The sequence below is a fragment of the Kitasatospora sp. MAA19 genome (assembly GCF_029894125.1).
Lineage (GTDB): Bacteria > Actinomycetota > Actinomycetes > Streptomycetales > Streptomycetaceae > Kitasatospora.
In genome coordinates, this window is the sequence record NZ_JARXYZ010000032.1 from 22,915 (window position 1) to 48,330 (window position 25,416).

Here is a 25,416-nt window from a genome sequence, read left to right on the forward strand (position 1 = left end):
GCTGTGGAGCGCCCGCGGTGCCGGGCGCGGCCCGGGGTGATGTACGGCGGCCGCGACCAGGTCCACCCCATCCGGGCCGCTTTGTCGGCGCGGGCGCGGCGTTCGGCGATGGCCTGGCTGCTGGCGGCGGTCTCGTCCTGGTGGGCCTGGGCGGCGACGCTTCGGTGAAGGCGGTTTCGCTTGGCAACACGGACGTACCGGTGTTGCCGAGCGAGACCTTCATGGCCGCTCTTGACGTCGCTACCGCCCAGCCTGTGAACGGAAGAGCTCCTCGAACGCCGCAGCTGCCTCAGCAAGCTCCTGAGGATCCACATCCGCTGGATCGAGCTCCAGCTCGCTGCGGCAGTCGTGACAGAGGCCGTCGGTGGGCGCAGTGCCGTAGGAGTTGTAGCCGCACCCGTCCGTCGTGCACCACCACTTCCCCATCGGCTGGTTCTCGGAGGCCTGTGGCGGAATCGGCTTCTTCCCGAAGCGGCGGTCCACCCTCCGCTCCGTACACGCCTTGCAGGGCAGACTTGAACCGATGACCAGTCCGTCCTCGCATGACAGGTCTGGGCAGTCCGGCGACGGTTTGATCAACTCCACTGCCAGCCCGACGCCCGTCTTCGCCGTCTCGATCGGGTCCAGGCCGCACAGCTTCGCTAGGTACCCCCGGCTGACCCACCGTCGCTCGATTCGTGCCACCAGCTGCTCAACCGTGCGGTGCTTGAGCTGATCACGGATCAGGTCGCCCATCGGGTTCGCGGGAACACGGCTCGGCAACGGCTTGGCCGGCAGGGTGGTCAGCTCAGCCGGAAGGGCGGCCACCACAGTGCGCACCTTCGCGGCCTGCTCCCGGGTCATGCGGACGCCGCCGCTTCGTGACTTCGCCGAGCTGCTGGTCTTGTCGGACGCGGCGCAGCCGCTTCGCATCGCGCGCGCAGTACTACCTGTAGATGCCCTACGGGCGTCACCACCGGCTCGCGCCGGAGGCGCATCAGTTTCGTCTTTTTCTACTTCGTCTTGTTCCACCCCCCGGCGCGGGGGTACGACGCCCCCCGGCGCGGGGGTACGTACCCCCGCGCCGGGGGGTACCGGAATTGCTGGGTTCTCTCGCGTTTCTGCAGGTGAGCCCGTACCCCCCGGCGCAGGGGTACGGAAGTCGGCCAGCTCGGGCATACGGAAGTTGTCCACAGGCGGTACCGGAAGCTTCGCCTTCTTCGCCGCAGCGCGCTGATCAGCGACTTTGTCGCAGTGCACCTTGAGAGCGGTCCGGACCGCGGCAAGCCATGCGTCGAACTCGGCCTCGCGCTGCTTCTTCTGTTCCTGCGTCTCGCCCTTCGGCGCGCGGTTCATCCCGTACCAGGCGGCCATCGACTGTGGGCCGCGGTACCCGCGGGGCGGTGTCTGGTGGACGATGTACCGGTTGCGGCTGACCAGACCGGACGTGGAACGGATGACCTCGACAGCGCCGAGCACCTCCAGCTGCAGCATGTACTTGCTGACGCTGTCCGGCTTCTTCAGCTGGAGGATGCGGGCGAGGGATACCAGGCCCGGCCAGACCTCGTTGTCGTCCCTGCTGACGTTGACGTGCGCGACCATCCCCCAGTAGAGCGTGCGAGCGTCGTTGTCGGCGCCGGACAGGAGCACCCAGTCGCCGACCTGGCTGAATGGGGCACGCCGGCCGAGGGCGACCTCGAGATCCTCGTCGAGCTCAGACGGATCCGCGATGAAGCTGGAACTCATCGCGTCACCGCCGGGGCAGCATGGGTCGGCAGGAGCAGCCCGGGCGGTGAGCCGGAGTGACACAGCTGCCGCGCTGCGTGATGTAGCTGGGCAAGGGGAGGCGCTACCTCTCGGTGGAGCGCCGTCACGTGGCGGTTAGCAGGGTTCGGCCAACCAAGGCGAGTGACGGGTGTCTCTCGCCGGTGGGCGGGTATGGCTGGTACCGTCGTGACGACGCAGTTCTGAATGCGATAGCGGCCCAGTTTCTTGGCGGATACCGGGGCCGCTTTCGCGTTTCTGGACTTGTAGATGCCCGAGACGGGCACCAGGCGAGCCTAGCTCTGTAGGGAGCTGGCACGAACGGTTTCAGAGCGTGTCTACGCCTCACTGATCGTCAGGTAGGCAGCTTCATCGAGCCCCCCTCCTTCGCAGACAACCGATGCCCGAAGCAGCCCCAGGGCGTCCCCAACGAGGGTCGATGCCGTCCTCGCGACGAATCATGGGAGCATCTGAATCAGAGCGTGCGTACCAGACGTCTGCCATTCAGCTCCGGACTGCTCCAGCTCATCCAGACGCTCGACGCTCAGCCCCACGACGACATCGGACTTGAGCGTGCGCAGCGCCGCGACGCGGCCGGGGAAGTAGCGCGTTACCTCGGTGAAGGGGAGCGTCGGGTCCCACCAGCGGTCGCCGACGAGCCTGCGGTAGTTCAGGTCGCCCTTGAAGACCGTGATGGTGGCCGATCCGAGTTCCTCCTTCAGAGTCTGCGGCATGGCCGTGAAGTCGAAGGGCTCACACCAGAACTCGTTGGTGTGCACGCGGAGCTGGCCGGCCGCCGCGGCTTCGCGCAGCCGCTCACCGACGGCCCGGGCCTCGCCCTTACTGCGCAGCAGCGCGCGCAGGCAGTCCGCGACGTCGGCGAGGGTGGCGTCGGAGACGTAGTACGGCGTCGGCTTCACGTGCAGCACCACCTCGCCGGCGAGTCCGCCCGCCAGGAGATGGTCGACGAGGGCCAGGTCTGCGATCGTCTCGCTGCCTGCGTTGTCCGCGACCAGGGCCACGGTGCCGCCGGGCTGGGACCGGAGAAGCTCCCACAGGACCCCGCTGTCGTCGGCCACCAGGCCGGAGGCCTCGATGCCACGGCCCGTCGTGATCTGGAGCGCCAGATCGGCGCGGTTGCCCCACAAGCTCGCCCGCAGAAGCGCCTGGCCTCGCTCGTCGTCGGCCAGGCCGACGACATCGTCGAGCGCGGCGATCTCGGCCGACACCGCCTCGCCCGCAAGCTCGGCCCGCTTGAACGGCGCGAAGAGATCGACACCCCGCCACGGCCCGGTCCCGAAGAAGCCGACGGCCTCGAGCAGACGCCGGTAGAAATACGACTCCGCCCACAGGAACGGCACCTCCGCCCACGGACGGCCGTAGAAACCGCTCCCCCACTCACGCCAACGCTCAGCGTCGACGGCGCTCTCAGGCAAAGGCAGGATCACACCGCTGACGTTCTCCTCCGCGAGCTCGGACAGCGCTTGGCGCTGCTCCGGGCCGAAGGGCCAGGCCCCGACGAGCCGCTCGATTAGCGCGGGATGCCGCTTGGCGAACACGTCGCCGGCGAACGGCGACTCACTCGAAATGATCACCGGGGCCTGGGGGGTCATGAGCTGTTATCCCTCTCGGAGCGGGTTCAGACTGAGGTCCAGGGCGACCACCCCGGCGGCACTGCCGACGAGGATGCGACCGTGGACAGGGTCGTAGGCGGCGCAGTTGAGGCTGCCGTCGACGCGGACCTCGGCGAGCTGCCGCTGCTCGGCGAGCGACCAGAGTCGGATGGTGCCGTCGGCGGCAGCGGAGACGAGCTGGTCCGGTTTGGCGGTGAATGCGATCACCAGGATGCGGCCGGAATGCCCGCTGAGCTGAGCGGTGAACCGGTCACCGGTCAGGTCTCGGACAGCGATGTCGCCCGTGCCCGCTCCGACGGCGGCTCGGGCGCCTTGGTCGTCGAGTGCGACGGCGCGGGCCCAGCCGGTCGGGCAGGTGAACCTGGAGACGAACTCGCCGTCGGCGGCCCTCCACACGCGAACGGATCCATCGCCACCGCAGGCTGCGAGAACCTGGCCGTCGCCGCTGAACGCGATTGAGCGCAGCCGGCCGGCGTGGACATCCTGTGACCACAGGAGGTTGCCGTCCGGCAGGTCCCAGCAGCGGATGTGTCCGTCACCAGTGCTCGCCGCCAGCCTGGGCACGGTGCGCGCCATGGCCACCGCCCAGGTGCGGTGGGTGTCCTGGTTGAGGGTCAGCTCCCATGCCTCGTCCGTCAGAGACCAGGCGCGCACCGCGCCGTCGCCGCACGCGGCCGCCACCAGGTCTGCGCCTGACGCGAGGGACCAGACCCGGCCGTGTCCGGCCGGGAGCCTGCGCAGCGGGGTTGAGTCGGTGGCGTCGACCAGGTCGACCTGCCCCGCTCCGTCACCGATCAGCCCGACCGCGCCGGTACTCGAGAACGTAGTCGACCAGGTCGTGTTCGATCCGGCAGCCAGCGTCTGAAGCTCGCCACCATTGGCCAGCCATAGCCGCACCGAGCCGTCCTCACAGCCGGCAACGACCGTGCCGTCGCTGCCGCGGGCGAGCGATCGGACCCAGTCGACACCGGGCGGCAACGCGGTCTTCCCAGCCTCGCCGTCCACGGTCAACGCGTGGATCGTCGGCTTTTCGGTCGCGGTGAGCACGAGACCGCCGTCCGGGGCAGCGACGACGGAACGCACCCGATCGGGCAGGTTCGTGCGTCGGACCGCGGTGAGAGTACCGGCCTTCGTCGTCCACACCACGACTGAGCGGTCACCGGAGCCTGAAGCCAGCAAACCCGAATCCGCCGCGAAAGCCACCGACCGCACCCAGTCCCGATGCTGCGCCTTCTCATCCAGCAGCCGCCCAGTGACCAGGTCGAAGAGCCGGACGAACTCGTCCTCACCGGCAACCGCGACTACCGGCTCGCTCCCGCTGCTCACCGCGACCGACCAGACCGGAGTGCCGGTGGTCTGCATTCGGCGGACCAGCAGCAGCCGTTCGGCGTCCCACACGCACACGGCACCGTCCTCGGCCCCCGAGACCAGCAGCTGCCGGTCGGCCGTGAACGCGAGGGATCGGATCCGCCGGGAGTGCCCAGCCAGCACGCCCACCGGCGCCCCGGAGTCGGTGCGCCACAGGCGGATCAGACCGTCGTCCCCGGCCGAGGCGACGATGGCCCCGTCCGGAGACAACGCGGTGGCGAACACCCAGCCGGTGTGCGCGTGGAACGTACGCAGCAGCCGACGGCTGCCGAGGTCCCACAGCCGAACCGCGCCGTCTTCTCCACCCGAGGCAACGATCCTCGCCTCCGTGGAGACACTGACGACCGCGCCCACGTGGCCGGAATCCTTCGACTGGACCGCCGCACCACGGCGCAGCCACCCGGCGGTGAACGTCGCGCCAAGCGATGCGGCCTCAGCGAGCGCCTCCGGCGCCACCGGAGAGGGCGAGCGGTGCAGCGCGACCGACAAGGTCGCAGCCACGTCGGCTGGCTCCACCAGTCCAGTCAGCAGATACCCGGAGCCCGCCATCACCCGCGCCGCCGTCCACGCGGCCGAGCGCCGCCCCGCCGGCAGAACGTCGAGGATCGCTGTGTCAGCAACCAGCGCCTGCTCCCCCACCAGCGCGACCTTCCGCACCATGTACGAGGGCGACGACAGCAGCGCGACGAGCTGGTCCTCCAGCCCGGCCTCACGCAGGTGGTAGGGCAGATGACGCCACAGGTAGCCCTGCTCCGTCCCCAACTCCTCCCACCGGCCTCCGGTCGACTCGCGGAACGTGTCCAGCAGGGAGGCGTGTAGTTGCTCCCATTCGTCCGCGACCAGGTGCCGCAGGTACGACCGGAACACGTCGTGGAGCGTGATGGTCTCCGTGTCCGCCCGGTAGCTGCTCACCAGCGACCGGTCTGCGAGGACACGGCAGAACTGCCTGGTGGCGTGCGGCGACCAGGAGAATGCTGTCTTCCACCAATGCGTCAGCACGCGGACAGGGACCGCCGTCGCCGGCGGGAACACCGCCAGCGACAGATACCGCGCCCGCAAGTCCGACGCGCCGTTGAGGATGACGCTCTCCTCCAAGCCGTCGAGACTGGACGCGATCGCCTGGCCGATCGCGCTGCGTCGCTGGTCGGCGTCGAGGACATCGAACGCCTGCGGTCCGTAGTCGCGGATCGTCTCCGATGCCTCGGCAATGACGTGACCCGACGACGCGCCGGACGCCACATCCTGGCCGACGGTCGAACCGACGATCTGTGCCAGCAGCGGCCAGCCGCCGAGCAGCCCGGCCAGTTGTTCGGCATCCGAGCGCTCCAACGAGGCGACGTTGCGGGTCAGTATCTCGCTGATCTCGGCCGCCGTCATCGGCCCGAGCCGTACGACCTGTGCGGTCGACGGACACACCCGCACGTTCCGCGTCGTGACTAGCCGCACGCACTCCTCGCCGCCCAGGAGAAATGGGGAGAGGTCTGCGGCGGACCACACGTTGTCGATGACCAGCAGTGCACGCCGGTCCTGCAACAGTCGCGCGAGATGGAAGCCGGCCTGCTCCGGATCCGTCAGGGCAGGTCGGGAGCCGCTGAGGTGGACGCAGACGTCGGAGACGAGCTCCACGACTCGGGCCGGGGTGCAGTCCTCACCGGTCTCCACCCACAGGATCTCCGGATAGAGCTCCTGGATCCGCTCATTGTTAACCAGCTGCGTCGCGATGGTCGTCTTGCCGAATCCTCCGGGACCTACGACGGCGACCGTCGCGATTCCCTCGGCGTTGCGTGCCTCCTCCAGAACGGAGATGAGGCCATCAAAGTCAGTGTTCCTGCGCACCAGACTGGGCTCCACGTTCGGAATAGGGAGGAAGCTGCCCAGTAGCGCCACGGGAGCTCCCGGCTTCTCGCCGATCGCTTCCCAGAACCGCGCCTGCTCTGCCGGGCTGCATCGCTCCAAGGATGAGTCCAGCGCCTCCTGGAGGACCTTGCTGATCGCCTTCGGGTTGGAAGGCGACTCCCAGTCAGACACTGTTCGGCTTCCGACTCCCAGGTAGGCCGCGAACCCCCGCACCGATAGGCGCTTGGATTCCCGCAATGCGCGCGATTCCCTTCCAGTCCAGCGCTGCACTGTGCCCACCGAGACCCCCTCGACCGACTCTCTGACGCTAACAACGGGTTGTGCCCAAATCGCGGTCGCGGGCCTACCCCGCAGCAGACCCGCAGCGCCACCGCCACGCCTGGCCGGCAGGGCGGTGTGGATCACGAATTAGATCTTCACTGGCGCTCACCCAGTCCGCAGCGCCGCCGCAGCACCGCACCAGCCACAGCACCGGGAAGTCCAGGCACGCTTCTGGATATCGGAGCTGGACCTCCCCACTCCGCTCTCGCAACGGCCAGCTGGAGGTGAGTAGATGACTCTTACGAACCTGGGGAAGTTCGAAGCCCGGCCCGCTGAGCATGTTCCAGCTCCTCGACGCGCTCGCGAAGCGCGGCAAGCTCGCGCGCCAGATCCTCCACCGTCGGAACAGTCGATGCCCTGGCCTCCGGGGAGCTCACGAAACTGCCGCGCCCTGCCTGGGAGTAAACGGCGCCGCGGGAGCGCAGCTCGGCCAGGGCTCGCTGCACTGTCCCGGTTGCCAGGCCGTGCTCGGCGGCCAGCTGGCTGGTGCTGGGGAGCTTGTCGCCAGGGCGGAGTTCTCCGCGGCGGATCTGCGCAAGGACGGCCTGCACCAGCTGTTGATACGGCACCTGCTGCCGGCTCGGGTCGCTACTCATGGGTGCATCGTACATCCGGCGGCCCGCCATAGATAGCCATGCCATGTATGTTGACATGGTTGCCAATGGTGGCTACCTTGATTGAGCAAGGCCGGCGCTGACAACGCCGGAGCAAACCAGCGGTTGTCACCCGCCTTCGGGCGGTGGCGAAAAGTCACCTCGGTGACAGGGGTCGAGCCCGTAGCTCCCCCACGTCGGACGCCTACATAGCAATACCGAAAGACCTGAGCAGCTTGCTGCGCTGCCTGTCCGCCAGGACTCCGACCGATCGGGTCGGGCCTGGCGGGCAGAGAGAGCAGCACCTCCGCTCCGCCCGGACTCCCCCTTCTCCCGCCAGGAGGCCCCGATGCCCGCTCGCACCCGCACCAAGCGCCGCAGCTTCCTCCCCCCGCTGCAGCTCTCGACCCTGCTTCCCAGCCACTACAACTTGCGCCCGGACGAGGTGAACACCGTGGTCTGCCCCGACTGCCAGACCTGGCAGCGGATCATGGGCGACAAGACGCTCACTATCCGCGACCACTACTCCACCGACCTGTCCGGCGCCGAGCTGGAAGCCGGCCAGCGGGACACCCGCTGCCCCTCCGCCCGCCGGATCGTCGAGATCGACGTCCTGGTGGCGCGCTGGGCGCGGGACATCGAGGAGGGCAGCACCGAGACTGCGGCCCGCCGGCCCACCAAGGTCCTGCGCAAGGTCAAGGCCCCGGCGCCCCGGGCGGTGCTCCACATCGCGCAGGGCCGTCCGGCCGAGCCCACCGAGTCCGCCAGGCCGGCCGCGAGGAAGCGCGCCAAGGGCTGGGAGGCCGTCCGCGTCGGCGTGCTCGTCACGGACGCCCTGCGGGTGCAGCCGCTGTACGGCGCGCGGGGCCCCCTCTTCTCACTGCCCCTGCCCGATGGCGTGGCCACCGAGCCGCCCCGGAAGCACCGGAAGCGGAAGGGTCGCCTCGCCGCCTGACCAGTCGCCAGCTGCACGAACCATCACGGCCGCCGCCGACCCCCGACCTGCGGGGTGGGCGGCGGCCGTCGCCTTGCCTCCGTACAGCAGCCCGCTCGACGAGACCACCCTCGAGGAGACCGATGTCCGACACCCCGACCACGCCGCTCGCCGAGGCCTTCACCCGGTACTCGACCGGCATGCGCGACCTCGTGCAGGAGCTGTTGCACGGTGCCGGCCCGGACACCGCGAGCGATCTCGCGGATGACCTGTGCGGTGAGCTGTGGCTGCACGCCGCCGAGGCCGCGGCCTCCGACGGCCTCTCCTTCACCGGGCTCCTCGACGCCCTGGACGCCCACGCCACCATCCTGGTGGCCGGCCTCCGGGACCAGCCGCCGGTGACCGCTGCGGGCCGGCTCGACATGGCCGCCGACCCGGTCGACATCGCCGAGCTCGCAGTTGCCGCGGCGGACGGGTGTCGGCCACCGGCCGCTTCCCCGCCTGCGCCGCCACACCGCCGAGCGCTGCTGCCCGCAGCGTGCAGCGGCCTGATGCGTATCCACCTGGTCGCCTACCTGGCCCGTACCGGCGACGGCGCGGAGCAGGGCGTGGCCCGCGTCCCGTCGGGGCGGGGCCGGCCGTCGTGGCACGAGTGCGCGGCCGTCGTCCTGGGGTTCCTCATCGGGCAGTACCTCGGCGCCGCTCCCGAGCCGGAGGAAACCCGGCCCGGGCGTCGCCCCGCCTGACCACCAACACCCGCACGAACCGCCACGGCCGCCGCCGACCCGGACCTTCGGGTGGGCGGCGGCCGTGGCTGCTCGTACGCAGCACATGAGCAGCAGGACGGCCCCGGGGATTGCGCCCCCGGGGCCGTAGTCGGTCGCACCACCATCTTCCGGAAGGAACCACGACCGTGACCCCCATCATCTCCCACGAGGACACCCTCCTCGACCTCTACACCCGCTACTCCTGCAGGCTCCTCGCCGCCGCGACCGAGTGCCTCGCCGAGATCGGCCCGGACGCCACCAGCCTGGACGAGGACATCACCCAGGACGTGTGGGAGGCCGTCGCCGCCGGCCACTACCCCGACGGCCGCCGCGGCCTCGACGGCCTCCTCGACCTGCTCGACAGCGCCGTCCGCCGCGTCCGCGCCGCCCGAGTCAGGCAGTGGCCGACGGGACTCCCCCGCGCCCGCCGCCGCGTCGACTCCACCGACCTGGAGACCTACGCCGACCAGGTCGACACCGTCCCCGCCCGGCCCCGGCCCCTTCGCCCCGTAGTCACGAGCGTCGCGGTCGCCGGGCTCGCCGCCTGACCAGCGTGCCACTTCTGCGACGCTGCCCGTCGCCTCCGCCCCCGAGCTGGTGCGGAGACGGCGGGGGGACGGCAGGAGCCGCCCTTGAAATGCCGAAGGCCCCGGGATTGCCCTCCCGGAGCCTTCGAGTCCGTCGCCTAGTTGGAGGCAACGACCTTGCTGAACACCATGATGGCACGCCTGATGCTGACCGCCGCCGCGGGGGACAGCGACCCGGACATGGACGAGGCGCTGCGCCGGGTCCGCCAGGGCGGAGGCCGGCGATGAGCTTCGCTGGCGGAACGCCCGTACCCCCGCAGCCCACCACCCGGCCGAAGGGCGGCAAGCGATGACCACCACCTTCGGCACCGGCACCGCGCCCGGCCTGACCACGCAGGAACCGATTCTCCCCGCGCCGCGCCCCGGCTTCTACCTGGCGCCCCGGCTCGGCGGGATCACCGCCCACCTGACGGCCGACCAGGACACCGTGCAGACCGTGCGCGCGCTGGCCCTCACCGTCCTGGTCGCCCACGGCGTCGACCTGGAGACCGCCGAGGCCGCACAGCTGGTCCTGTCCGAGCTGCTCGGCAACGCGATCCGGGCCTGCGGCCCCCACGTCCCGCTGGTCGTGGAGGTCCACCGCTCCCGGGGGACCGACGCGGTCGTCACCGTCCACGACCCGCTCGCCGACATCGCCCCGCGCCGCACCAACCTCGCCCCGGACGACGACGAGGCGGAGTCCGGCCGCGGCCTGCTCCTCCTCGACATCCTCGCCCCCGGCTGGACCGTCAAGCCCTCACCGATCGGCAAGGCGATCCGCTGCCGCATCCTCGCAGTCGGCTGACCCGACCCTCTCCCCCGCGCCCGCTGCGCCCTGGACCTCGGCCCGGGGCGCAGCGGGCGCCCGCGCATCCCGGCTTGGAGGCCGTCATGAAGCACCGCGCCCGCACCTCGTCCCCCGCCCGCCGCGCGTACTACGAGGCGGACAGCACCCGCCGCTGGATCGCCCGCGTGATCGGCCCGCGCCGCGTCGGCGGCATCTACCGCTCCGCCTACTCCACCGACACCCCCTACGAGGTCCTGGCGATCGACCCGGGCCCGCGCGAGGGCTGGCCGACCTGGCAGATCACCGTGCGCACCGTCGGCGAGGACCGGATCCGCCGGCACTGCACTGCCTGGGACCACGAGCGTGACCAGGTCATTGCGCAGCCCGAGGACGAGAGCTTCGCCCGGGCCTGGGCGGCCTGGCAGCTGACCCACGACCCGGACCCGTGGGCGCGGCGCGAGGCCGCCAGCCCGGCCTGGCAGCACGTCCTGGACGAGATCGCCCACCCGGTGAGCACCGCCGCGTTCCAGCAGCTCGCCCACACCGCCTGACCCCCGCAGCGGTTGCTGTCGTTCGCCCCCGCCCCAGACCGCTGGCTGCGGGGGTGTTCGACGGTGCCCGACGCACCGCCCGCCGGCACCGGCAAGGACCCGAGAGGAGAAGCCCCGATGTTCGAGCGCCTGCACACCGCGATCACCGACACCGTCACCGAGTTCCAAAGCCACCGCGAGCTCACCCGCGCCATCAAGGCCCGGATCGCCAGCGGCGACCAGGAGGCCGTCGAAGCCTTCCGCACCGGCACCCTCGCCGCCGCCCTCACCTGGCGCGGCTGCTGCGCCCGTGGCGAGGAGGTCGCCCGCTACGTCCGGCTGGTCCTGGACGCCGACGGCACCGCCGACCGCCTCGCCTGGCTGCGCCGCCCCTGATCCGACCGCGTTCCCCGCGCACCCCTATATAGAGGAGGAGCCCGCTGTGGCTGCCCGCACCCGCACTCCCGCCCGCCGCCCGGCGCCGACCAAGCCCACCACTACCAAGCCGACCTCGACGGACACCGTCCCGGTCCCCCGCGAGCCGGTCGTCGACCAGGCCGCCGCCGACGCCCTGCTGGAGAGCGCCCGAACCGAGGCCGACCAGTTGCGCACCACCGCGCAGGACGACGCGGACCAGCTGCTCGCCGACGCCCGCCGGAAGCTGGCCGACGCCGAGGAGCACGCCGAGCAGGTCCGCACCGAGGCCGGCACCGTGCTGTCCCAGGCCGAGCAGCAGGCGAAGGCGACGGCCGCCGACCTCGACGGCCGGCTGACGGCCGCCCGCGAGGAGCTGGCCGAGGCGATCGGGCAGCGCACCGCGGCCGAGCAGCACGTCGCCCGGCTCCGGTCGCTGACCGAGCAGCAGATCGCGGCCGCCGAGGACACGGTCGCCCGGGCCCGCGCCATCGCCGACGGCGACCTTGCCGCGGCCGAGCAGACGGTGGCCCGCCGCCGCCAGGCCGCCGAGAAGCTCCAGGCGGAGGCGGAGGTCGAGGGCACGCGGATCGTCGACGCGGCCCGCGAGCGGGCGCGGCAGATCATCGCCGACGCCGAGCGGGTCACGGCGCAGGCGCGGGCGGAGGCCGAGCAGGTCGCCGAGCACGCCGAGCACCTGGTCGCCGAGGCCAAGCAGCGCGCGGCCGACCTGGTCGAGGCCGCCGAGCAGGACGCCGAGGCCCGTCGGGAGTCGGCGGCGAAGGCGCGCACCGAGGCGGAGACGGACGCGCAGCGGCTGCGCGGGCAGGCCCGGGCAGCGGTCGACGCGGCGGAGGAGGAGGCGGCGCAGATGTTGGACCGCGCGCGGGAGGAGGCGGGCGAGCTGCTGGCCGGGGCCGAGGCGCAGGCCGAGGAGCGGGAGAAGGAGGCCGCCGAGGTGCTGGCCGCCGCGCAGGGCCAGGCCGAGGAGGCGGTCGCCGAGGTGAAGGCGCGGGCCGAGGCGACGGCGTCCGGGGTGATCCGCAAGGCCGAGACCGACGCGGACGAGCACCTGGCCGGCGCCGAGGAGAAGGCCCGGAGGCTGGTCGGCGACGCGGAGGACCGGGTGCGCGAGGTGCTCGGCGCCGGGGCCCGCCAGCAGGCCGACGCGCAGGCCCGGCTGGAGGCGATCCGTCAGGAGGCCGAGCAGGCCGAGGCGTTGGTCGCCAAGACCCGGGTCCGCAAGAAGTTCGTCGACACCTGGGGACCGCGCGTCGCGCTGGCCGCGACGATCGTCCTCACCGCGTCCGGTGAGTTCGCGCTCGCCCGTATGTCAGGCTGGCCCTGGCAGGTCGCCTGGGCGCTGCCGCTGTCGATCGACGTGTACGTCGTGCAGGCCTTCCGCCGGCACAAGGACGTGCCCGGCGCGATCCTCCTGATGGTCGCCGCGAACGCCGTCTACCACCTGGCGGCCGCCGGCCTGGTCGGAGTGCACACCGACGGGCCGCACAAGGGCCAGCCGCTGTGGTGGCTGATTGTGACGGTGGCGGCCATCGCGCCGTGGGTGATGTGGCGCCTGCACCACATCACCGCCGAGGGTGAGAGCGACCACGCCCCGGTCGAGCCCGGCCCCGATGAGAGTGAGACCGCCGAGGACGACGGTGAGACCGGCGACGGCGTGTACGCCGATCTCAGCGACGACCTTGCCGCACTCTCACCCGAGGCGGGCACCGACCCGGACGGTCCGCGAGACCACCGTGAGATCGAGGCCGGGCCCGGTGAGACCGGCCCGCGTGAGACCGCCCGGCCGATGCGACTGGTTGAGACCGGCAGCGGCGAGCGTGAGACCGGCAGGTCAGAGCGTGAGACCGACGGTGAGACCAAGCCCGGCGCGGCGCTCGCCAAGCGCGGCGGTGAGACCAAGCGCCGCTCCTCCTCCCAGGACGCCGAGATCGAGGGCGAGATCACCGCACTGCTCAGTCTCATGCACCGCCGGGGCGGCGCGGGCCTGGTCTCACTGGACGACGCCGAGGAGGTCACCGGCAAGAGCCGGGCGACGGCCGCCCGTCGCCTTGAGACCGCGCGGGGCCGCTACCGCAAGACCGGCTGAGACCGGCCCGCCCGCCGACGCCCCGACAGGTCGCACGGTGGCGGCTCGTCCCGTCGATCCGTCACAGAGAGCAAGCAACCACAGTCGGTCTCTCCGGTGGCCACCAGGGCGAGGAAAGCGCCCTGGTGACCGCCGAAGGTGCCGATGGCACCGAGCGCCACGATACGACCCGTGCATCCGGCCGGAGCCCGGGTCGACCAACCTTCCCCTGGAGGAGCCGCATGTCCCAGAACACCAAGATCCCGTGGACGTCGGAGCACCTGCTCAAGCCGCAGGGCACCAACCTGTACGCCGCCCAGCAGCGTGAGCGGCTGCGGCAGATGGCCAACGAGGTCCAGGCGCTGCTGCACGAGTACCGCGCGGCCCTGGAGAACATCCGAATCGACGGCGACAAGCCGCTGGAGCCGAAGGTCCGCGCATTCCGTGCGACCCGGCCGATGGCCGCCCTCGAAAAGCACCTGCGCGACGCGGTGAACGCGGCCGGAAAGATCGACGCCTCCTACAACCGCTTCTACGTGGAACTCCCGCAGAAGCGCGAGGCCCGCGCGAACGCCAAGGCGCTCCAGAAGGCCAACAAGGCCGGAATCAAGAACGGCCAGGGAATGCAGGCGGTGAACACGGCGGCGAGCCTGCACGGAATCGCCGCAGGATTCACCGAGGGTCAGGACGGAAACGGCGACGGAAACGCCCAGGAAAAGCCCGCCCCGACGTTCCTTGATTTCCTGAAGGAGGCGTGAATCCGTGCCGCTCACACCGGGACAGGCTGCCCACTGGAATCAGCGCATCGCAGCGACCGCGACGAATTCCGACCGCGCGCAGGCGCTGTGGGACCTGGCCCGCACGCTCGCCGGCAAGGACGAGACCGCGTGGGCGGACCTGGTGCGGATGCTCACGAAGTGGACGCAGGCCCACGCCGGCTCCTGACGGGCCGGACGGCGGGGTGACTCTTCGCGCTCACCGAATCCACCGCGATGCCGCGATCCGGGGTCCTCACGTGCGCGCACTGTGCGCGCACGCGAGGGACCCCGGATCGGTGACGGACAGTGACGAACGATTGGAGACGGCCGGATGGCCGACGACACCACGGGGACCGTGCTCGGCTTCCCCGGCCTGACCCTGCCGGGGGTGGTGGGCGAGGACGGCCTCGGCGACGGGCTGCCGACCCTGGCCCCGCTGACCACCGAATTCGCCCCGCCCGCGTCCCTGTCCGTTCCCGAGGGGCCCGCGCTCGGCGGTAATGCGGAAACCGCCGCTCACGGAATGGAGGCCGCCCCGGCCGCCGGGTCCGGCTCCTTGGCTGGGGTCGCCTCGATGTCCACCGTGATGATGGCGGGAATCACGGTCGCCGCCCTGCGCGGCGCCTATCACGCGGTCGGCTATCTGAAGGCCCGAGCGGAGCACTTCAAGGCCGTCCGGGACCAGCAGAGCGCGGCCACAGGAAAGGCCAATACCGAACTGGAAAGGGCCCGCGCGGCCGCCCTGGCGGCGCAGCAGCGGGGCCGCATGCAGTCCGGTCCGGAATTCGGCCGGAACTCCCGGAATTCAGGTCCGAATTACTCCCAGAATTCGGGTCGACCGAATAGCCAGGTGCCCTCGACGTTCCGCTCCACCGGGCATACGGGGCCTGGCGGCCCGCAGCCGAAGAAGCCCGACACGGGCCGTGGAGGTAGGCAGGACGGACGTACTGGCCCGGCGGGCAGCACCGGGCCCGGGCGGGTCCAGGAGGCCCGCAGGAAGGCCCTGGAGGACTCCGGCCGCAAGGGCCGCCAAGAAGGGAATTCCGGAACCCAAAACGGCTCCCGGAACGGTCCCCTGAACGGCGGTCAGCAACGCCCGGGGCGGCAGCCGGCCGGGCCGGACACGATCCGCGGAGCGGCCCGCCAGCGGGCCGCCGACCGGGTCCTGAACGGCCCGAAGGACAAGCAGCCGGGCCCCGACCGAAAGGGGCCGGGCGACCGGCCGGGCAAGCCCGAGCGGCAGCCGGCCGGGCCGGACACCGTGCGCGGTGCGGCACGGCGCCGGGCCGCCGACCGGATCACCACCGGCACCTGGAAGCCGACCGGCGCCCACGGCGGAGGCGGGGCCACCCCGACCACCATCCGCGGCGCGGTCCGCAAGCGCGCGGTGGACCGGATCCTGAACGGCAAGAAGCCCAAGGACACGGCGAAGGACGGCACGACGGACCTGTCGAAGCCGACGACGCCGAGCACCGAACTCGCCGTGCGGCCCGGGACGACGGGCGCCGGGAGCGGGACGGGCACGGCGGACACCGCCTCGGCGGCGGCCAGGACCCGGTCCGGTCGCCGGTTCCGGCGGGTGTTCACCCCGGGCGGGGAGAGCGGCTCGCGGCCCTGGCGGCTGCGCAGGCCCGGCACCACCGCGCCCGGCAGCCCGGACGACCTCCGGGCACGAAAGCGCCGGGAGCAGCAGGAGCGCAAGGCCCGAAAGCGCTGGGAGCAGCAGGAACGGAAGGCGCGACAGGCCCGTGAGCGGGCGGAACGCGCGAACGCCCGCCGCTCGCAGCGGGCCGACCGCACCGGCGGCCGCGGCACCGGGCCCACGGGCCAGGCCGCCGGGGCGGGCACGGACGGCTTCGGCCCGCCGCCCGGCTGGGTCCACAGCCCGGACATCAAGGTGCGCCGCTACGACCGGCCCGACCCCGACGTGGCCGCCCCGGCCATCGGCCGGGGCCAGGCCGCGCTTCCGCGCGCCCCGTACAGCGGCCCGCACACGCGGCCCGGAACCACCCGCCCGATCCCGATGCCTCCGGCATCACCCGCTGGAGGACGACCCGTGACCATCCCCGTGCCCAGAGCGGCACACGGAACCCAGTACGCCGACGCGGACCTGACGATCTACGACGTCATCGACGCCGACGCCGACATGGCCGAGGAGATCCTGGCCGGCGCCGACGAGGCCCGGCTGGCGGCCGAGGGCTGCGAGCGGCTCCTCGGGCGCCTGGAGGCCCTGCACACCAAGGTCATCGACCTCAAGGTCCCCGGCGTCCTGGAGGGCATGGTCGCCTCCCTGATCGAGAAGACCGAGCACGTCAAGGCGAAGGCGGACGCCGTCGCCGAGACCATCCCGGCCGCCTCCGAGGCCATCGCCCAGGCCGGCCAGAACGCGGCCCGCCGCGACCAGCCGTTCGCCGACACCGTGCGCGACATGGGCCACACCGCCCCCGCCGAGCGCGAGTACCACGGAAAGTAGGAAGGAGACCGATGTCCGACACCGACCTCGCGCCGGTCACCAGCAGCACGCCGGCCACCGTCCACGACGCCCCCGCCGACCGGCCCGGCGGCTCCCAGACCCCGGCCCGCGGCAGCGGCCTGGCGGCCTCCACCGGCCGGGCCCTGGCCGCCGCCGGCGAGATGATCCACGACGCCGTCCAGTACACCGTGGTCGTCGGCCAGCTCGCCATCGCGGCGGTGCGCCTGGCCCGCCTGTCCGACCAGGTCACCGGCACCTACAAGTACGTCGAGGGCTGCGCCAAGTCGGTGCAGCGCCTGGCCGACCAGGCCGCAGGGATGGACGTCGACCGCGACACCATCGCCGAGCACCGCGACGCCGCCATGGTCATGCTCTCCGTCCTCGCCGAGGCCGAGGCCATGGCCGCCGCCACCGCCGACCTGTCCACCGCGTTCCAGGCCACCGCCGACGCGCACGAGGCTGACTACGGCCCGGTCGACGAGGCGGCCGCCAACAAGGAGGGCCAGATGGCCGTCCGCGAGTTCTACAGCAACCGCTGACCCCGCGTCGGGGCGGCCGGTGCCGCCCCGACGCGGTACCGGCCGCCCCTTCGCAACCCCTTGAACCCCCGCCGCTTCCCCGGCGGCACCCGCGAAGGAGCACCTCCTCCGATGATGTCCCTCGGCCCGCTGCGCGGGCGCATCGCCGTCGCCCGCGGCTACGTCGGCCGCACCGCAACCCTCGCCGGCACGGCGGGACTGACGGCCGGCGCGCTCACCGCCGACACCTTCCCCTTCGTCGTCACGATCACCGGCGCGGGCACCGCCACCGTGTGGGGCCTGATCTGGTCGGCCACCCTGCCCAAGGGCCGCATCCGCGACGCCGCCACCGCCCTCTACCTCGTGGCCCCCGTGAGCGCGGCCGCACTGCTCGTCACCGAGCGCCTGGTCCACGGACTGCACTGGTGGGAACTCGCGCTGGACGCCGCGTGGGCGGTGGCCGTCTGGAAGGTCCGCCCGGCCCGCATGGCCCGCGTCCTGGCCGGCCGCGAGCGCTCCCTCACCCCCGAGGCCGTCCAGCAGGTCCAGGAGCAGCAGGCCGCCGCCCTCGTCCCGGCCGGCTCGACCCACCCGATGTCGATCTGGTGGGCGCAGCGGGTCGCCGTCGAGGGCGGTGTCGCCCCCGGCACCGTGCTGACCGACGTCGAGCGCACCGGCGAGAAGGGGATGTCCGGGCTGATCCGCGCCGCCGTCCCGGGCGCGCCGGTGCCCACGATCTCCATCACCGCCCTCTCGGCGCTCCGGGACTGGGACGAGGAGGAAATCCGCGTCGAGAAGGTGGCCGGTCGCGGCGCCGGGGTGCGGCGCCTGACGGTGGGCACCGCCGACCAGGCCGTGGACCCCTACACGCACTGGATCAAGAACATCGCCCCGAAGGGCATGCCCGGCACGGTCATCACCGGCGTTCGCATCATCGACACCGACACGAAGGAACTGCACTGACGTGGGGCTCATCTACGAGCTGACCGTGGCGGCCCCGCCCGGCGACGTCATCGGCTACGACATGGCCCGCCTCGCCGACGCCATGGACATCAAGGACCCCGCCCGCCTCGCCGTCGAGACCCACGGCAGCCAGGGCCTGGTCACCATCTACCCCGAAGACCCACTCGCCGACGTCCTCCTGCCCGACCCCGAGTACCTGGTCATGGACTCCACCGGCCGGATCTGGGTCGGCCTGCACCACAACGGACGCCGCACCCGGCTGCGCCTGTACGACCCGAAGTCCGGCAGCGCGCAGCGGATGCTGCTGTTTGGGACCACCGGCGCCGGGAAGTCCACCGGCGGTCAGATCATCCTCGCCGGGATGAAGCGCAGCGGGGTCGGCGTGTTCTACGCCGACCTCAAGGGTGGCCAGTCCGCCCCCGAGGCCCGTGGCAACTGCGACTGGTGCGTCTACACGCAGGAGGGCGCCATCGCCCAGCTGCGGACCTTCTGGAACGTCATGAAGGCCCGCGAGATCAGGTACGCGGCCGCGGGCCGGTCGAAGTTCTTGATGGACCGCCCGGACCCGCTGATGTACATGGTCGTGGACGAGGCGAACCGGCTGCTGGAGAAGGGCGCCCCTTACCGCGACGAGGCGACGTTCTACATCAAGGACATCGGCCGCACCGGCCGCTCGCTCGGGATGGGCATCGCGCTGTTCGCCCAGGCCGGCCACCTCGAGGAGCTCGGCGGCTCCGACACCCTGCGCTCCATGCTCAAGGAGGGCGAGGTGATCCTGCTGCGCTGGACGTCGAACCTGATGCGCCAGCTCGTCAGCGACGGCCTGCTGCCCGCCGGGCAGAAGCTCGCCGCGATCCCCAAGTACGCCGGCGCCGTCGAGCTGGTCTCCCAGTTCGACGACACCGAGGCGGACGAGGACCGGCCCGGCACCCAGGGCAGCGGCTACCACCTCTCCGGCCTGCACCCCACCGCGAGGACGAGGTTCTTCAAGGTCGGCTCCGAGATGCCGACCGACGGCCTGGACCCCGAGATGCTCGCCCTGTACGGCGACGGCCCGCACTCCGTCCTGGAGAAGGAGTCCTGGCAGGACGCGGGCGAGGCCTACGTCGGGAAGCTGGACGGGATGGAGGCCTACCAGGCCGCGTGCCCGGAGAAGTTCGAGGAACCCGAGGACGGCGGTGGCGGCCGCGGCCGCGGCGGGAACCGGGGCGGCGGCGGACGGGGTGCGCGCAGCGCGCCGGTCCCCGTCATCCCCGCCCCCGAGCCGCGGACCGCCGGCCGCCTCAACCTCACCGACCGCGTCCTGGCCGTCCTGGAGAACAACGACGGCGAGGAACTGGACGCCCAGGAGATCCTCGCCGCCGTCAACGCCGACGGCGGCCGCAAAGTCAGCCTCGGCGGCGTCCGCAACGCTCTCACGGGCCTGCACGGCTGACCACGAGGACCGGCGGTGGTCAGTCCTCGCAGAAGTTCTCCGCGTCGCAGTCCCAGCAGAACCAGGACTCGGGAACCTCCACGACGTCGCAGCAGTCACAGCCCTCGCCATACACACGGTTGTCCGCACCGCAGTTCCAACAGGCGTAGTGCACGTGCGCCATCGCGCCCCCTCGTCTCCAAGCCCCGCACCAGGCAGTGCGGGGCGCAGTCCGAACCTGACGTACCACCAGGCCTGGCCAGCAAACACCCGATCCGGCCCGCCTGTCCGCCCAACCCACCAACGACCCGCCAGGAGCAGCCGTGGCCGTCACCGTCTCCCTCGCCGTCCTCTTCGGCGTCATCACCGTCGTCCTCTACCGGGGCCGCGCCGTCGGCTTCTGGCCCGCCCTGGCCCTCGTGCTGTTCGGCTTCACCCTCTCCTCCACCGGCGCCGGCCCCGTCATCAATCAGCTGCTCACCAACCTGGTCACCGCGCTCAGCAACACCGCTTCCTGACCCACCGCCACCCCGACCAGCCCACCGCGCCCCGGAAGGACACCCGCCCGTGAACACCCACCGCTCCACCGCCACCCCGCTCGGATCCCACCAGGTCGGCCCGGTCGACCAGGTCCTCGCCGAGGCGTCCCGCGACCCGCGCGTACGGCTCCGCCCGCCCACCACCGTCGAGGAGGCGCTCACCGCCCTGCGGGCCGCGATGGAACTGCGCCAGCGCAGGGCGCTGCCCGCCGCGCCCCGGCGCCCCGAGCTGCCGCCCGGCCCGCCCCGCCAGGTCGTCTTCGTCCTCGACGAGGCCGCGATCCTGATCGGCCAGCCGCGCAGCGGCAAGCAGTCCCCGGAAGCGGCCCACCTGATCCGCGAGATCCTCGCCGCCGACCGCACCAGCCGCATCAACGACGGCCGGCACCGCCTCCCCGAGCAGTAACCGCTCCCGGCCTCTCCCAGGGCCGCCGGACCCGCCCGCCACCCGGCGCGGGCGAATCCGGCAGCCCGAGAAGGCGCCGCGGCGCCCCGCCCACCCGCTTCCCCGAAGGAGACCCCCGTGCCCGGCACCGACAACACCCCGAACAACGACTCGCAGGTCATCCTCCTGGAGCGCGGCTACGCGCCGACGACCATGGACGGGCAGCTCGTCGCCGTGCCGCTGAGCCCGGACTGCGGGGACGCCACGTGCGTGCCCGCGCTCGTCGACGGCCAGGCCGTCGCCGTGCCCGTCTTCGACGTGAGCGCCCACCTGAACACCATGGCCGCCCGCCTGGCCGACCACCGCCGCGCCGTCGATGCCCTCGACCCGGTCCCCGCGGCCGCACCCGCCGTCGACCCGGGCCTGTCGCTCGCGGTGCGCCAGTACGTCCTGTACGGCTCCATCGCCGCCCTCGCGGCCGGCGGCGCGGTGTGGATGCTGGGCGCGGCCGTCGCCGAGGTCGCCCCACACGCCAGCCAGCTCGGCGACCTCCTCAAGTGGGCCGCCATCTTCGTCGCCGCCGTGGTGCTCGGCGTGGCCGGCCTGCTCGGCAAGCTCCGCTCCGTCGCGGCCGGCACCGGCACCGGCACCGGGGCGAGCGCGAACGCCACCGGCGAGGGCGCCAGCGCGACCGGCACGGTGCTGGCCCTGGTTCACCGCACCCACACCACGACCATCGGCAAGCAGTCCGCCGGCTGGCGCGGCGTCGTCAACAACCACAACGGCTGACCAGCCGGTCCACCGGTCTCGCCCCCGGCCCGCCTCCGCCCGCCCCGCCGCCACTGGCCGGGTGGGCGGCTGCGCGTCCGGGGACGGGGCCGGCCGACCGGCCGACACCGAGATCCGCCTGGAGGACCAGACCATGACCGAGCCGTTCCGCATCGACCTGACCAACCCCGCCCCCACCGGCCTGGGGCCGGCGCTGCCCATCGGCACCTACGTGCTGTACCGCGACGTCGACCGCTACCTCGCCGGGCACAGCGACCACACCCGGGCCTGCCGCGTCATCGACCACCCCGCCGACCACCTCACCGCGGGCTGCTCGTCCCTGCTGGACCTGCGCACCCAGGAGACCATCCCCGGTGTCCCGGTCACCTATCTGCGGGTCCTGGCCCCGGCCGAGATCATGCACGACATCGACACCGCCCCGCTCACCACCCTCGACGACGGACGGACGATGACCGCCGCCGGCGCCTGGCTCGCCGCCAACCACCCCAACCACGCGGCCTGACGCCCGGTCGACCAATCCGGCCCCGGCCCGCACACCGCCCACCCCGCCGATCTCCGGCTGGGGTGGGCGGGTCTGTGTCCGGGGGCGGGGCCGGCCGACCGGCCGACACCGAGATCCGCCTGGAGGACGTCGTGAGCATCACCGTCACCGTCACCGCCGACCCGGCCAGCCCCGAGGAGATGGGCGCCGCCGCGGTCACCGCCATCACCGAGACCATCCGCGCCGCTGGCCGCCAGCCGCAGGTCGACCGCAGTGCGGGCTGGCGAATCGCCGGCACCCCCTACAGCGCCGCCCGCCTTACCGTCGGCGACCTCGCCGCCCGCCTCACCGAGGTGCCCGGACAGCTGCCGGTCGTCTTCGGCGTCCCGGACTTCGACTGCCGCGACATCGAGCCGGTGCGCTCCACCGTCTGGGACGGCGCGCTCGTTCTCAGCAGCGCCCCGGTCGAGCCCGACCCGCACGCCCTGGCCCTCGACCTCCACCTGCCCGCACCCGCTTCCGACGAAGCGCCGACCGCACAGCCCGCCGCCTCCCGCCGTACGGCCCTGACCGGCGTGCTGACGGTTGGAGACCTCACCGCGGTGCTGGCCGGCCTGCCCGACCACGCGCCGGTCATGGCCGTCGTCCACGGCTGGGCCGGCACCGCCGAGCTCGTTCTGGACAGCGCCGACGACTACGGCGAGTGCCTGCTGCTGGACACCGACTACCCCACCTTCGGACCCGACTACGTCGAGGACGCCGAGGCCTGACGGCCCGCCGCTCCACGGCCCGATCCGACATCAGCCCGGCCCCTCATCCTGAAAGGCATCACCGTGAAGCTGCGCGCCTACGCCGGAGTGCTCGCCGACGCCGTCGCCCACGTCGCCCGCGCCCTGCCCACCCGGGCCCCGGTGCCGGTCCTGGCCGGCATCCTGCTCACCACCGGCCCCGACGGGCTGAGCCTGGCCGCCTACGACTACGAGTCCGTCGCCACCTGCCGCCTGACCGCGGAGATCGCCGACGACGGCACCGTGCTGGTCCCCGGCCGCCTCCTCACCGAGATCGCCAAGGCCCTGCCCAAGGGCGCCGAGGTGGACATCGAGCTGTCCGGCACCCGGCTGCTCGTCACCTCCGGCAGCGCCCGGTTCACGCTGCCGACCCTGCCGGTCGAGGAGTACCCGGCGCTTCCCCCGGTGCCGGACACCGTGCTGACCATCACCGCGGACGCCTTCGCCGACGCCGTCGGGCAGTGCGCGCCCGCCGCCGGCACCGACGACTCCCTGCCGGTGCTCACCGGCGTCCTGCTGACCCTGGAGGGCGAGAAGCTCACCCTGGCCGGCACCGACCGCTACCGCTTCGCCATGCGCGAGATCGCCGTCCAGCCCACCGGCACCGTGCCCGCCGAGCCCAAGCGCAGCGGCAAGAAGAAGGAGAAGAAGGACCAGGCCGACGACGCGGTGCTGTGCACCGCGCTGGTCCCCGCCAAGTGGCTCACCGACGCCTCGAAGGCCCTCGCGGGCGAGCACCAGCTGTCCATCGGCTGGCACGACGGCCAGCTGACCTTCACCGTCCCCGGCAGCCGCACGATCGGCACCCGCCTGCTGGAGGGCGACTTCCCGCGCTTCCGCGGCCTCATGCCCGACCCCGCCGACGCCGCGATGACCCTCACCATCCCCGTCGACGAGGCACTGGCCGCCATCAAGCGCGTCGCCCTGGTCGTCGACGACAAGCGCCCGATCCGCCTCACCCACGAAGACGACCAGCTGCTCCTGGACGCCGGCGACGGCGACGACGCCCACGCCGCCGACCGCATCCCCTGCAACGCCACCGGCGCCCTCACCGAGGGCCGGGAGGGCTGCGACATCGCGTTCAAGCCCGCCTACCTGGTCACCGCCCTCCAGGCGCTCACCGCGCCCGAGGCCCGCCTGCACCTGACCCACCCGCACAAGCCCGCCCTGATCACCGGCTACTCCGGCGGCCCCACCGAGGACGGCTACGAGCACCTGCTGATGCCGATCCGCCTCAACGCCTCCTGACCAACCGCCGCCCCGGCCGGTCCGCCCCGCGCCCCGTACCGGGCCCGGGGCGGACCGGCCGCCCGCTGCCACCCGCACCGCCTGCCTGCCGAGGAGCCCGCACCATGTACCAGCAGCCCACCCCCGACCAGCCCGAGCAGGACGAGCGGCCGGACATGATCTGGCACCGCCCCCAGCCACACCGCCGGCCGCGCCAGGTCCTGCCCGGCCGCTACGCCGACCTCACCGACGCCCAGGCGCTCCTCGCCGCTCTCGGCGCCCTGGCCGTCCTCGTCATCCTCGCCCTCGCCGTCGGCCCCTACGTCCTCGCCGCAGGACGCTGGCTGCTCGACCCGGCCAACGTTGCCCACCCGGCCGCCGAGGTCTGGCACACCGTCAACGACCCGATCCGCCGCAGCCTCACCGAACGCGGCGCCGGCCTTCCCGCCGGGCCCGCCACCCTCTACGGCGCCTGGTCCGTGGTCGGCCTGCTCATCCTGTGGCGGGCACTGCGCCGCGGGGCGATCGTCGGCGTGCAGCTCGGCGCGCTCGTGTTCGGCGCGCTGACCGCCGCCCTGGTCTGGGACGGCACCCCGGGCACCGGACGCCCGGTCGCCGCCGGCCTGGCCGTGCTGCTCTGGTCCGGCCTGGCGGCGCTCGCCCTCACCGGGTCCTGGATCACCACCCACACCACCGTCATCAACGAGGTCAAGCCGCCCACCCCGGCGGCGCCGGTGGTCATCCCCGCCCCCGAGCCCACCCCCGTCACGGTCGAGGTGACCGTGCCCGAGCCGCGCATCGAGGGCGTCGTGGTCGACGTCCAGCGCCTGGTCGTCGACCGCGACGGCCACCGCATCAACCCCACCGACGAGTCCGGGCGCTGACGCTGCCCGCCGGTCCGCACCGGGCCCCGGCCACCCAGGCCGGGCGCACCCCGGCGAAGCGGCCCGGCGAGCGGCGCGGCCACCCGGCCGAATCCCGCCACCACCCCGCACCGGAGGAACCCGTGACCGGCCAGCTGCTCCGCCTCCTGCCCGCCCGCCTGCTGCGCGCCCTGGGCTACCACGACGCCCATCTCGACCCGGCCGAGCTCGACAGCACGCTCGAGGCCGCCCACACCGAGGCCTGGGCGGTCCAGCCCGCCGACCTCCGCAAGGCCCTCCCGAACCTGATCCAGCCCATCCACTTCCAGCCCGGCCTGGTCGACCTGTACCGCGACCAGGCGCACACCACCGCCTACCTCAACACCCTCGCCGCCGCCGCCGAGACCAACCTCGACCTCACCGCCCCCGACCAGCGGGCCCTGTACGCGGGCCTGCTGGCCGCGGCCCGCGCGGCGGAGGACTTCGAGCGCCAGGTCGCCGCCGTCGCCGCCCGCTCCCTGCCCGCCAGCCCGGCCCCCGCCGAGCTCCAGCACAGCTGACCCACCCGGGCACTGCCGCTGCTCACCGGTCCGCACACCGCCTCCCGGCACCCAG

Annotated in this window: 26 protein-coding genes; 21 read left to right on the plus strand and 5 right to left on the minus strand. The window is 72.7% G+C overall.

What is annotated here, in order from left to right:
• Nucleotides 1–240 precede the first annotated feature (240 nt).
• The 4 genes from P3T27_RS32835 to P3T27_RS32850 all read right to left on the minus strand — a co-directional run bounded on the left by P3T27_RS32835 (nucleotide 241) and on the right by P3T27_RS32850 (nucleotide 7,519).
• Nucleotides 241–1,725, minus strand: coding sequence for a hypothetical protein (locus P3T27_RS32835; protein WP_280684910.1), 1,485 nt, complete (start codon nucleotides 1,723–1,725; stop codon nucleotides 241–243).
• Between the two features lie 476 nt (nucleotides 1,726–2,201).
• Nucleotides 2,202–3,356, minus strand: coding sequence for a damage-control phosphatase ARMT1 family protein (locus P3T27_RS32840; protein WP_280684911.1), 1,155 nt, complete (start codon nucleotides 3,354–3,356; stop codon nucleotides 2,202–2,204).
• Between the two features lie 6 nt (nucleotides 3,357–3,362).
• Complete coding sequence (locus P3T27_RS32845) at nucleotides 3,363–6,773, minus strand: NB-ARC domain-containing protein (protein WP_280684912.1); 3,411 nt, start codon at nucleotides 6,771–6,773, stop codon at nucleotides 3,363–3,365.
• A 389-nt stretch (nucleotides 6,774–7,162) separates the two neighbouring features.
• Nucleotides 7,163–7,519 carry a GntR family transcriptional regulator gene (locus P3T27_RS32850; protein ID WP_280684913.1) on the minus strand — a complete coding sequence of 119 codons (357 nt, stop codon included), beginning with the start codon at nucleotides 7,517–7,519 and terminating at the stop codon, nucleotides 7,163–7,165.
• A gap of 346 nt (nucleotides 7,520–7,865) precedes the next feature.
• On the opposite strand from P3T27_RS32850, the gene P3T27_RS32855 reads away from it, so the two are divergent.
• From P3T27_RS32855 to P3T27_RS32915, 13 genes are all read left to right on the plus strand, one after another.
• The gene (locus P3T27_RS32855; RefSeq protein WP_280684914.1) at nucleotides 7,866–8,471 is read left to right on the plus strand and encodes a hypothetical protein; all 606 of its coding nucleotides are present in this window, start codon (nucleotides 7,866–7,868) and stop codon (nucleotides 8,469–8,471) included.
• 122 nt (nucleotides 8,472–8,593) lie between these two features.
• Nucleotides 8,594–9,196 (plus strand): hypothetical protein, encoded by a 603-nt coding sequence (locus tag P3T27_RS32860; protein WP_280684915.1) that lies wholly within the window; start codon nucleotides 8,594–8,596, stop codon nucleotides 9,194–9,196.
• Between the two features lie 167 nt (nucleotides 9,197–9,363).
• Nucleotides 9,364–9,765, plus strand: a complete 402-nt coding sequence (locus tag P3T27_RS32865) for a hypothetical protein (RefSeq protein WP_280684916.1) — start codon at nucleotides 9,364–9,366, stop codon at nucleotides 9,763–9,765.
• 328 nt (nucleotides 9,766–10,093) lie between these two features.
• Nucleotides 10,094–10,588: an ATP-binding protein gene (locus tag P3T27_RS32870; protein WP_280684917.1), complete on the plus strand. Its 495-nt coding sequence runs from the start codon at nucleotides 10,094–10,096 to the stop codon at nucleotides 10,586–10,588.
• 86 nt (nucleotides 10,589–10,674) lie between these two features.
• A complete protein-coding gene (locus tag P3T27_RS32875; protein ID WP_280684918.1) occupies nucleotides 10,675–11,121 on the plus strand; it encodes a hypothetical protein in 447 nt (148 codons plus the stop codon).
• Nucleotides 11,122–11,184: 63 nt separating this feature from the next.
• On the plus strand, nucleotides 11,185–11,496 hold the full coding sequence (locus P3T27_RS32880; protein WP_280684919.1) for a hypothetical protein: 312 nt from the start codon (nucleotides 11,185–11,187) through the stop codon (nucleotides 11,494–11,496).
• A 46-nt stretch (nucleotides 11,497–11,542) separates the two neighbouring features.
• The gene (locus tag P3T27_RS32885; RefSeq protein ID WP_280684920.1) at nucleotides 11,543–13,624 is read left to right on the plus strand and encodes a hypothetical protein; all 2,082 of its coding nucleotides are present in this window, start codon (nucleotides 11,543–11,545) and stop codon (nucleotides 13,622–13,624) included.
• A 221-nt stretch (nucleotides 13,625–13,845) separates the two neighbouring features.
• A complete protein-coding gene (locus P3T27_RS32890; RefSeq protein ID WP_280684921.1) occupies nucleotides 13,846–14,361 on the plus strand; it encodes a hypothetical protein in 516 nt (171 codons plus the stop codon).
• Between the two features lie 4 nt (nucleotides 14,362–14,365).
• Entirely contained in the window at nucleotides 14,366–14,548 is a 183-nt protein-coding gene (locus P3T27_RS32895; RefSeq protein ID WP_280684922.1) for a hypothetical protein, read from the plus strand.
• Nucleotides 14,549–14,692: 144 nt separating this feature from the next.
• Nucleotides 14,693–16,834 carry a hypothetical protein gene (locus P3T27_RS32900; protein WP_280684923.1) on the plus strand — a complete coding sequence of 714 codons (2,142 nt, stop codon included), beginning with the start codon at nucleotides 14,693–14,695 and terminating at the stop codon, nucleotides 16,832–16,834.
• Nucleotides 16,835–16,845: 11 nt separating this feature from the next.
• Entirely contained in the window at nucleotides 16,846–17,373 is a 528-nt protein-coding gene (locus tag P3T27_RS32905; RefSeq protein WP_280684924.1) for a hypothetical protein, read from the plus strand.
• Nucleotides 17,374–17,484: 111 nt separating this feature from the next.
• A complete protein-coding gene (locus tag P3T27_RS32910) occupies nucleotides 17,485–18,315 on the plus strand; it encodes a hypothetical protein (RefSeq protein ID WP_280684925.1) in 831 nt (276 codons plus the stop codon).
• A 1-nt stretch (nucleotide 18,316) separates the two neighbouring features.
• Complete coding sequence (locus P3T27_RS32915) at nucleotides 18,317–19,750, plus strand: transfer protein (RefSeq protein WP_280684926.1); 1,434 nt, start codon at nucleotides 18,317–18,319, stop codon at nucleotides 19,748–19,750.
• A 19-nt stretch (nucleotides 19,751–19,769) separates the two neighbouring features.
• Here the strand turns inward: P3T27_RS32915 and P3T27_RS32920 are convergent, their stop codons facing one another.
• The gene (locus P3T27_RS32920) at nucleotides 19,770–19,913 is read right to left on the minus strand and encodes a hypothetical protein (protein ID WP_280684927.1); all 144 of its coding nucleotides are present in this window, start codon (nucleotides 19,911–19,913) and stop codon (nucleotides 19,770–19,772) included.
• A gap of 139 nt (nucleotides 19,914–20,052) precedes the next feature.
• Between P3T27_RS32920 and P3T27_RS32925 the strand changes: the two genes are divergently transcribed.
• The 8 genes from P3T27_RS32925 (at nucleotide 20,053) to P3T27_RS32960 (ending at nucleotide 25,361) form a co-directional block, all read left to right on the plus strand.
• The gene (locus tag P3T27_RS32925; RefSeq protein ID WP_280684928.1) at nucleotides 20,053–20,247 is read left to right on the plus strand and encodes a hypothetical protein; all 195 of its coding nucleotides are present in this window, start codon (nucleotides 20,053–20,055) and stop codon (nucleotides 20,245–20,247) included.
• Nucleotides 20,248–20,296: 49 nt separating this feature from the next.
• Complete coding sequence (locus P3T27_RS32930) at nucleotides 20,297–20,674, plus strand: hypothetical protein (protein ID WP_280684929.1); 378 nt, start codon at nucleotides 20,297–20,299, stop codon at nucleotides 20,672–20,674.
• A gap of 117 nt (nucleotides 20,675–20,791) precedes the next feature.
• Complete coding sequence (locus P3T27_RS32935; protein WP_280684930.1) at nucleotides 20,792–21,442, plus strand: hypothetical protein; 651 nt, start codon at nucleotides 20,792–20,794, stop codon at nucleotides 21,440–21,442.
• Nucleotides 21,443–21,575: 133 nt separating this feature from the next.
• Nucleotides 21,576–21,944: a hypothetical protein gene (locus P3T27_RS32940; RefSeq protein WP_280684931.1), complete on the plus strand. Its 369-nt coding sequence runs from the start codon at nucleotides 21,576–21,578 to the stop codon at nucleotides 21,942–21,944.
• 131 nt (nucleotides 21,945–22,075) lie between these two features.
• Nucleotides 22,076–22,693: a hypothetical protein gene (locus tag P3T27_RS32945; protein ID WP_280684932.1), complete on the plus strand. Its 618-nt coding sequence runs from the start codon at nucleotides 22,076–22,078 to the stop codon at nucleotides 22,691–22,693.
• Nucleotides 22,694–22,756: 63 nt separating this feature from the next.
• Nucleotides 22,757–23,959 (plus strand): DNA polymerase III subunit beta, encoded by a 1,203-nt coding sequence (dnaN, locus tag P3T27_RS32950; RefSeq protein WP_280684933.1) that lies wholly within the window; start codon nucleotides 22,757–22,759, stop codon nucleotides 23,957–23,959.
• 104 nt (nucleotides 23,960–24,063) lie between these two features.
• Nucleotides 24,064–24,822, plus strand: a complete 759-nt coding sequence (locus tag P3T27_RS32955; protein ID WP_280684934.1) for a hypothetical protein — start codon at nucleotides 24,064–24,066, stop codon at nucleotides 24,820–24,822.
• A gap of 122 nt (nucleotides 24,823–24,944) precedes the next feature.
• Nucleotides 24,945–25,361: a hypothetical protein gene (locus P3T27_RS32960; protein WP_280684935.1), complete on the plus strand. Its 417-nt coding sequence runs from the start codon at nucleotides 24,945–24,947 to the stop codon at nucleotides 25,359–25,361.
• Nucleotides 25,362–25,416 lie beyond the last annotated feature (55 nt).

What these genes read in the sequence shown, in the direction of transcription:
- P3T27_RS32840 (WP_280684911.1), bottom strand. Translation starts at nt 3,356, where the DNA reads ATGACCCCCCAGGCCCCGGTGATCATTTCGAGTGAGTCGCCGTTCGCC.
- P3T27_RS32900 (WP_280684923.1), top strand. Translation starts at nt 14,693, where the DNA reads ATGGCCGACGACACCACGGGGACCGTGCTCGGCTTCCCCGGCCTGACC.
- P3T27_RS32910 (WP_280684925.1), top strand. Translation starts at nt 17,485, where the DNA reads ATGATGTCCCTCGGCCCGCTGCGCGGGCGCATCGCCGTCGCCCGCGGC.
- P3T27_RS32855 (WP_280684914.1), top strand. Translation starts at nt 7,866, where the DNA reads ATGCCCGCTCGCACCCGCACCAAGCGCCGCAGCTTCCTCCCCCCGCTG.
- P3T27_RS32860 (WP_280684915.1), top strand. Translation starts at nt 8,594, where the DNA reads ATGTCCGACACCCCGACCACGCCGCTCGCCGAGGCCTTCACCCGGTAC.
- P3T27_RS32850 (WP_280684913.1), bottom strand. Translation starts at nt 7,519, where the DNA reads ATGAGTAGCGACCCGAGCCGGCAGCAGGTGCCGTATCAACAGCTGGTG.
- P3T27_RS32940 (WP_280684931.1), top strand. Translation starts at nt 21,576, where the DNA reads ATGACCGAGCCGTTCCGCATCGACCTGACCAACCCCGCCCCCACCGGC.
- P3T27_RS32905 (WP_280684924.1), top strand. Translation starts at nt 16,846, where the DNA reads ATGTCCGACACCGACCTCGCGCCGGTCACCAGCAGCACGCCGGCCACC.
- P3T27_RS32835 (WP_280684910.1), bottom strand. Translation starts at nt 1,725, where the DNA reads ATGAGTTCCAGCTTCATCGCGGATCCGTCTGAGCTCGACGAGGATCTC.
- P3T27_RS32870 (WP_280684917.1), top strand. Translation starts at nt 10,094, where the DNA reads ATGACCACCACCTTCGGCACCGGCACCGCGCCCGGCCTGACCACGCAG.
- P3T27_RS32875 (WP_280684918.1), top strand. Translation starts at nt 10,675, where the DNA reads ATGAAGCACCGCGCCCGCACCTCGTCCCCCGCCCGCCGCGCGTACTAC.
- P3T27_RS32920 (WP_280684927.1), bottom strand. Translation starts at nt 19,913, where the DNA reads ATGGCGCACGTGCACTACGCCTGTTGGAACTGCGGTGCGGACAACCGT.
- P3T27_RS32955 (WP_280684934.1), top strand. Translation starts at nt 24,064, where the DNA reads ATGTACCAGCAGCCCACCCCCGACCAGCCCGAGCAGGACGAGCGGCCG.
- P3T27_RS32890 (WP_280684921.1), top strand. Translation starts at nt 13,846, where the DNA reads ATGTCCCAGAACACCAAGATCCCGTGGACGTCGGAGCACCTGCTCAAG.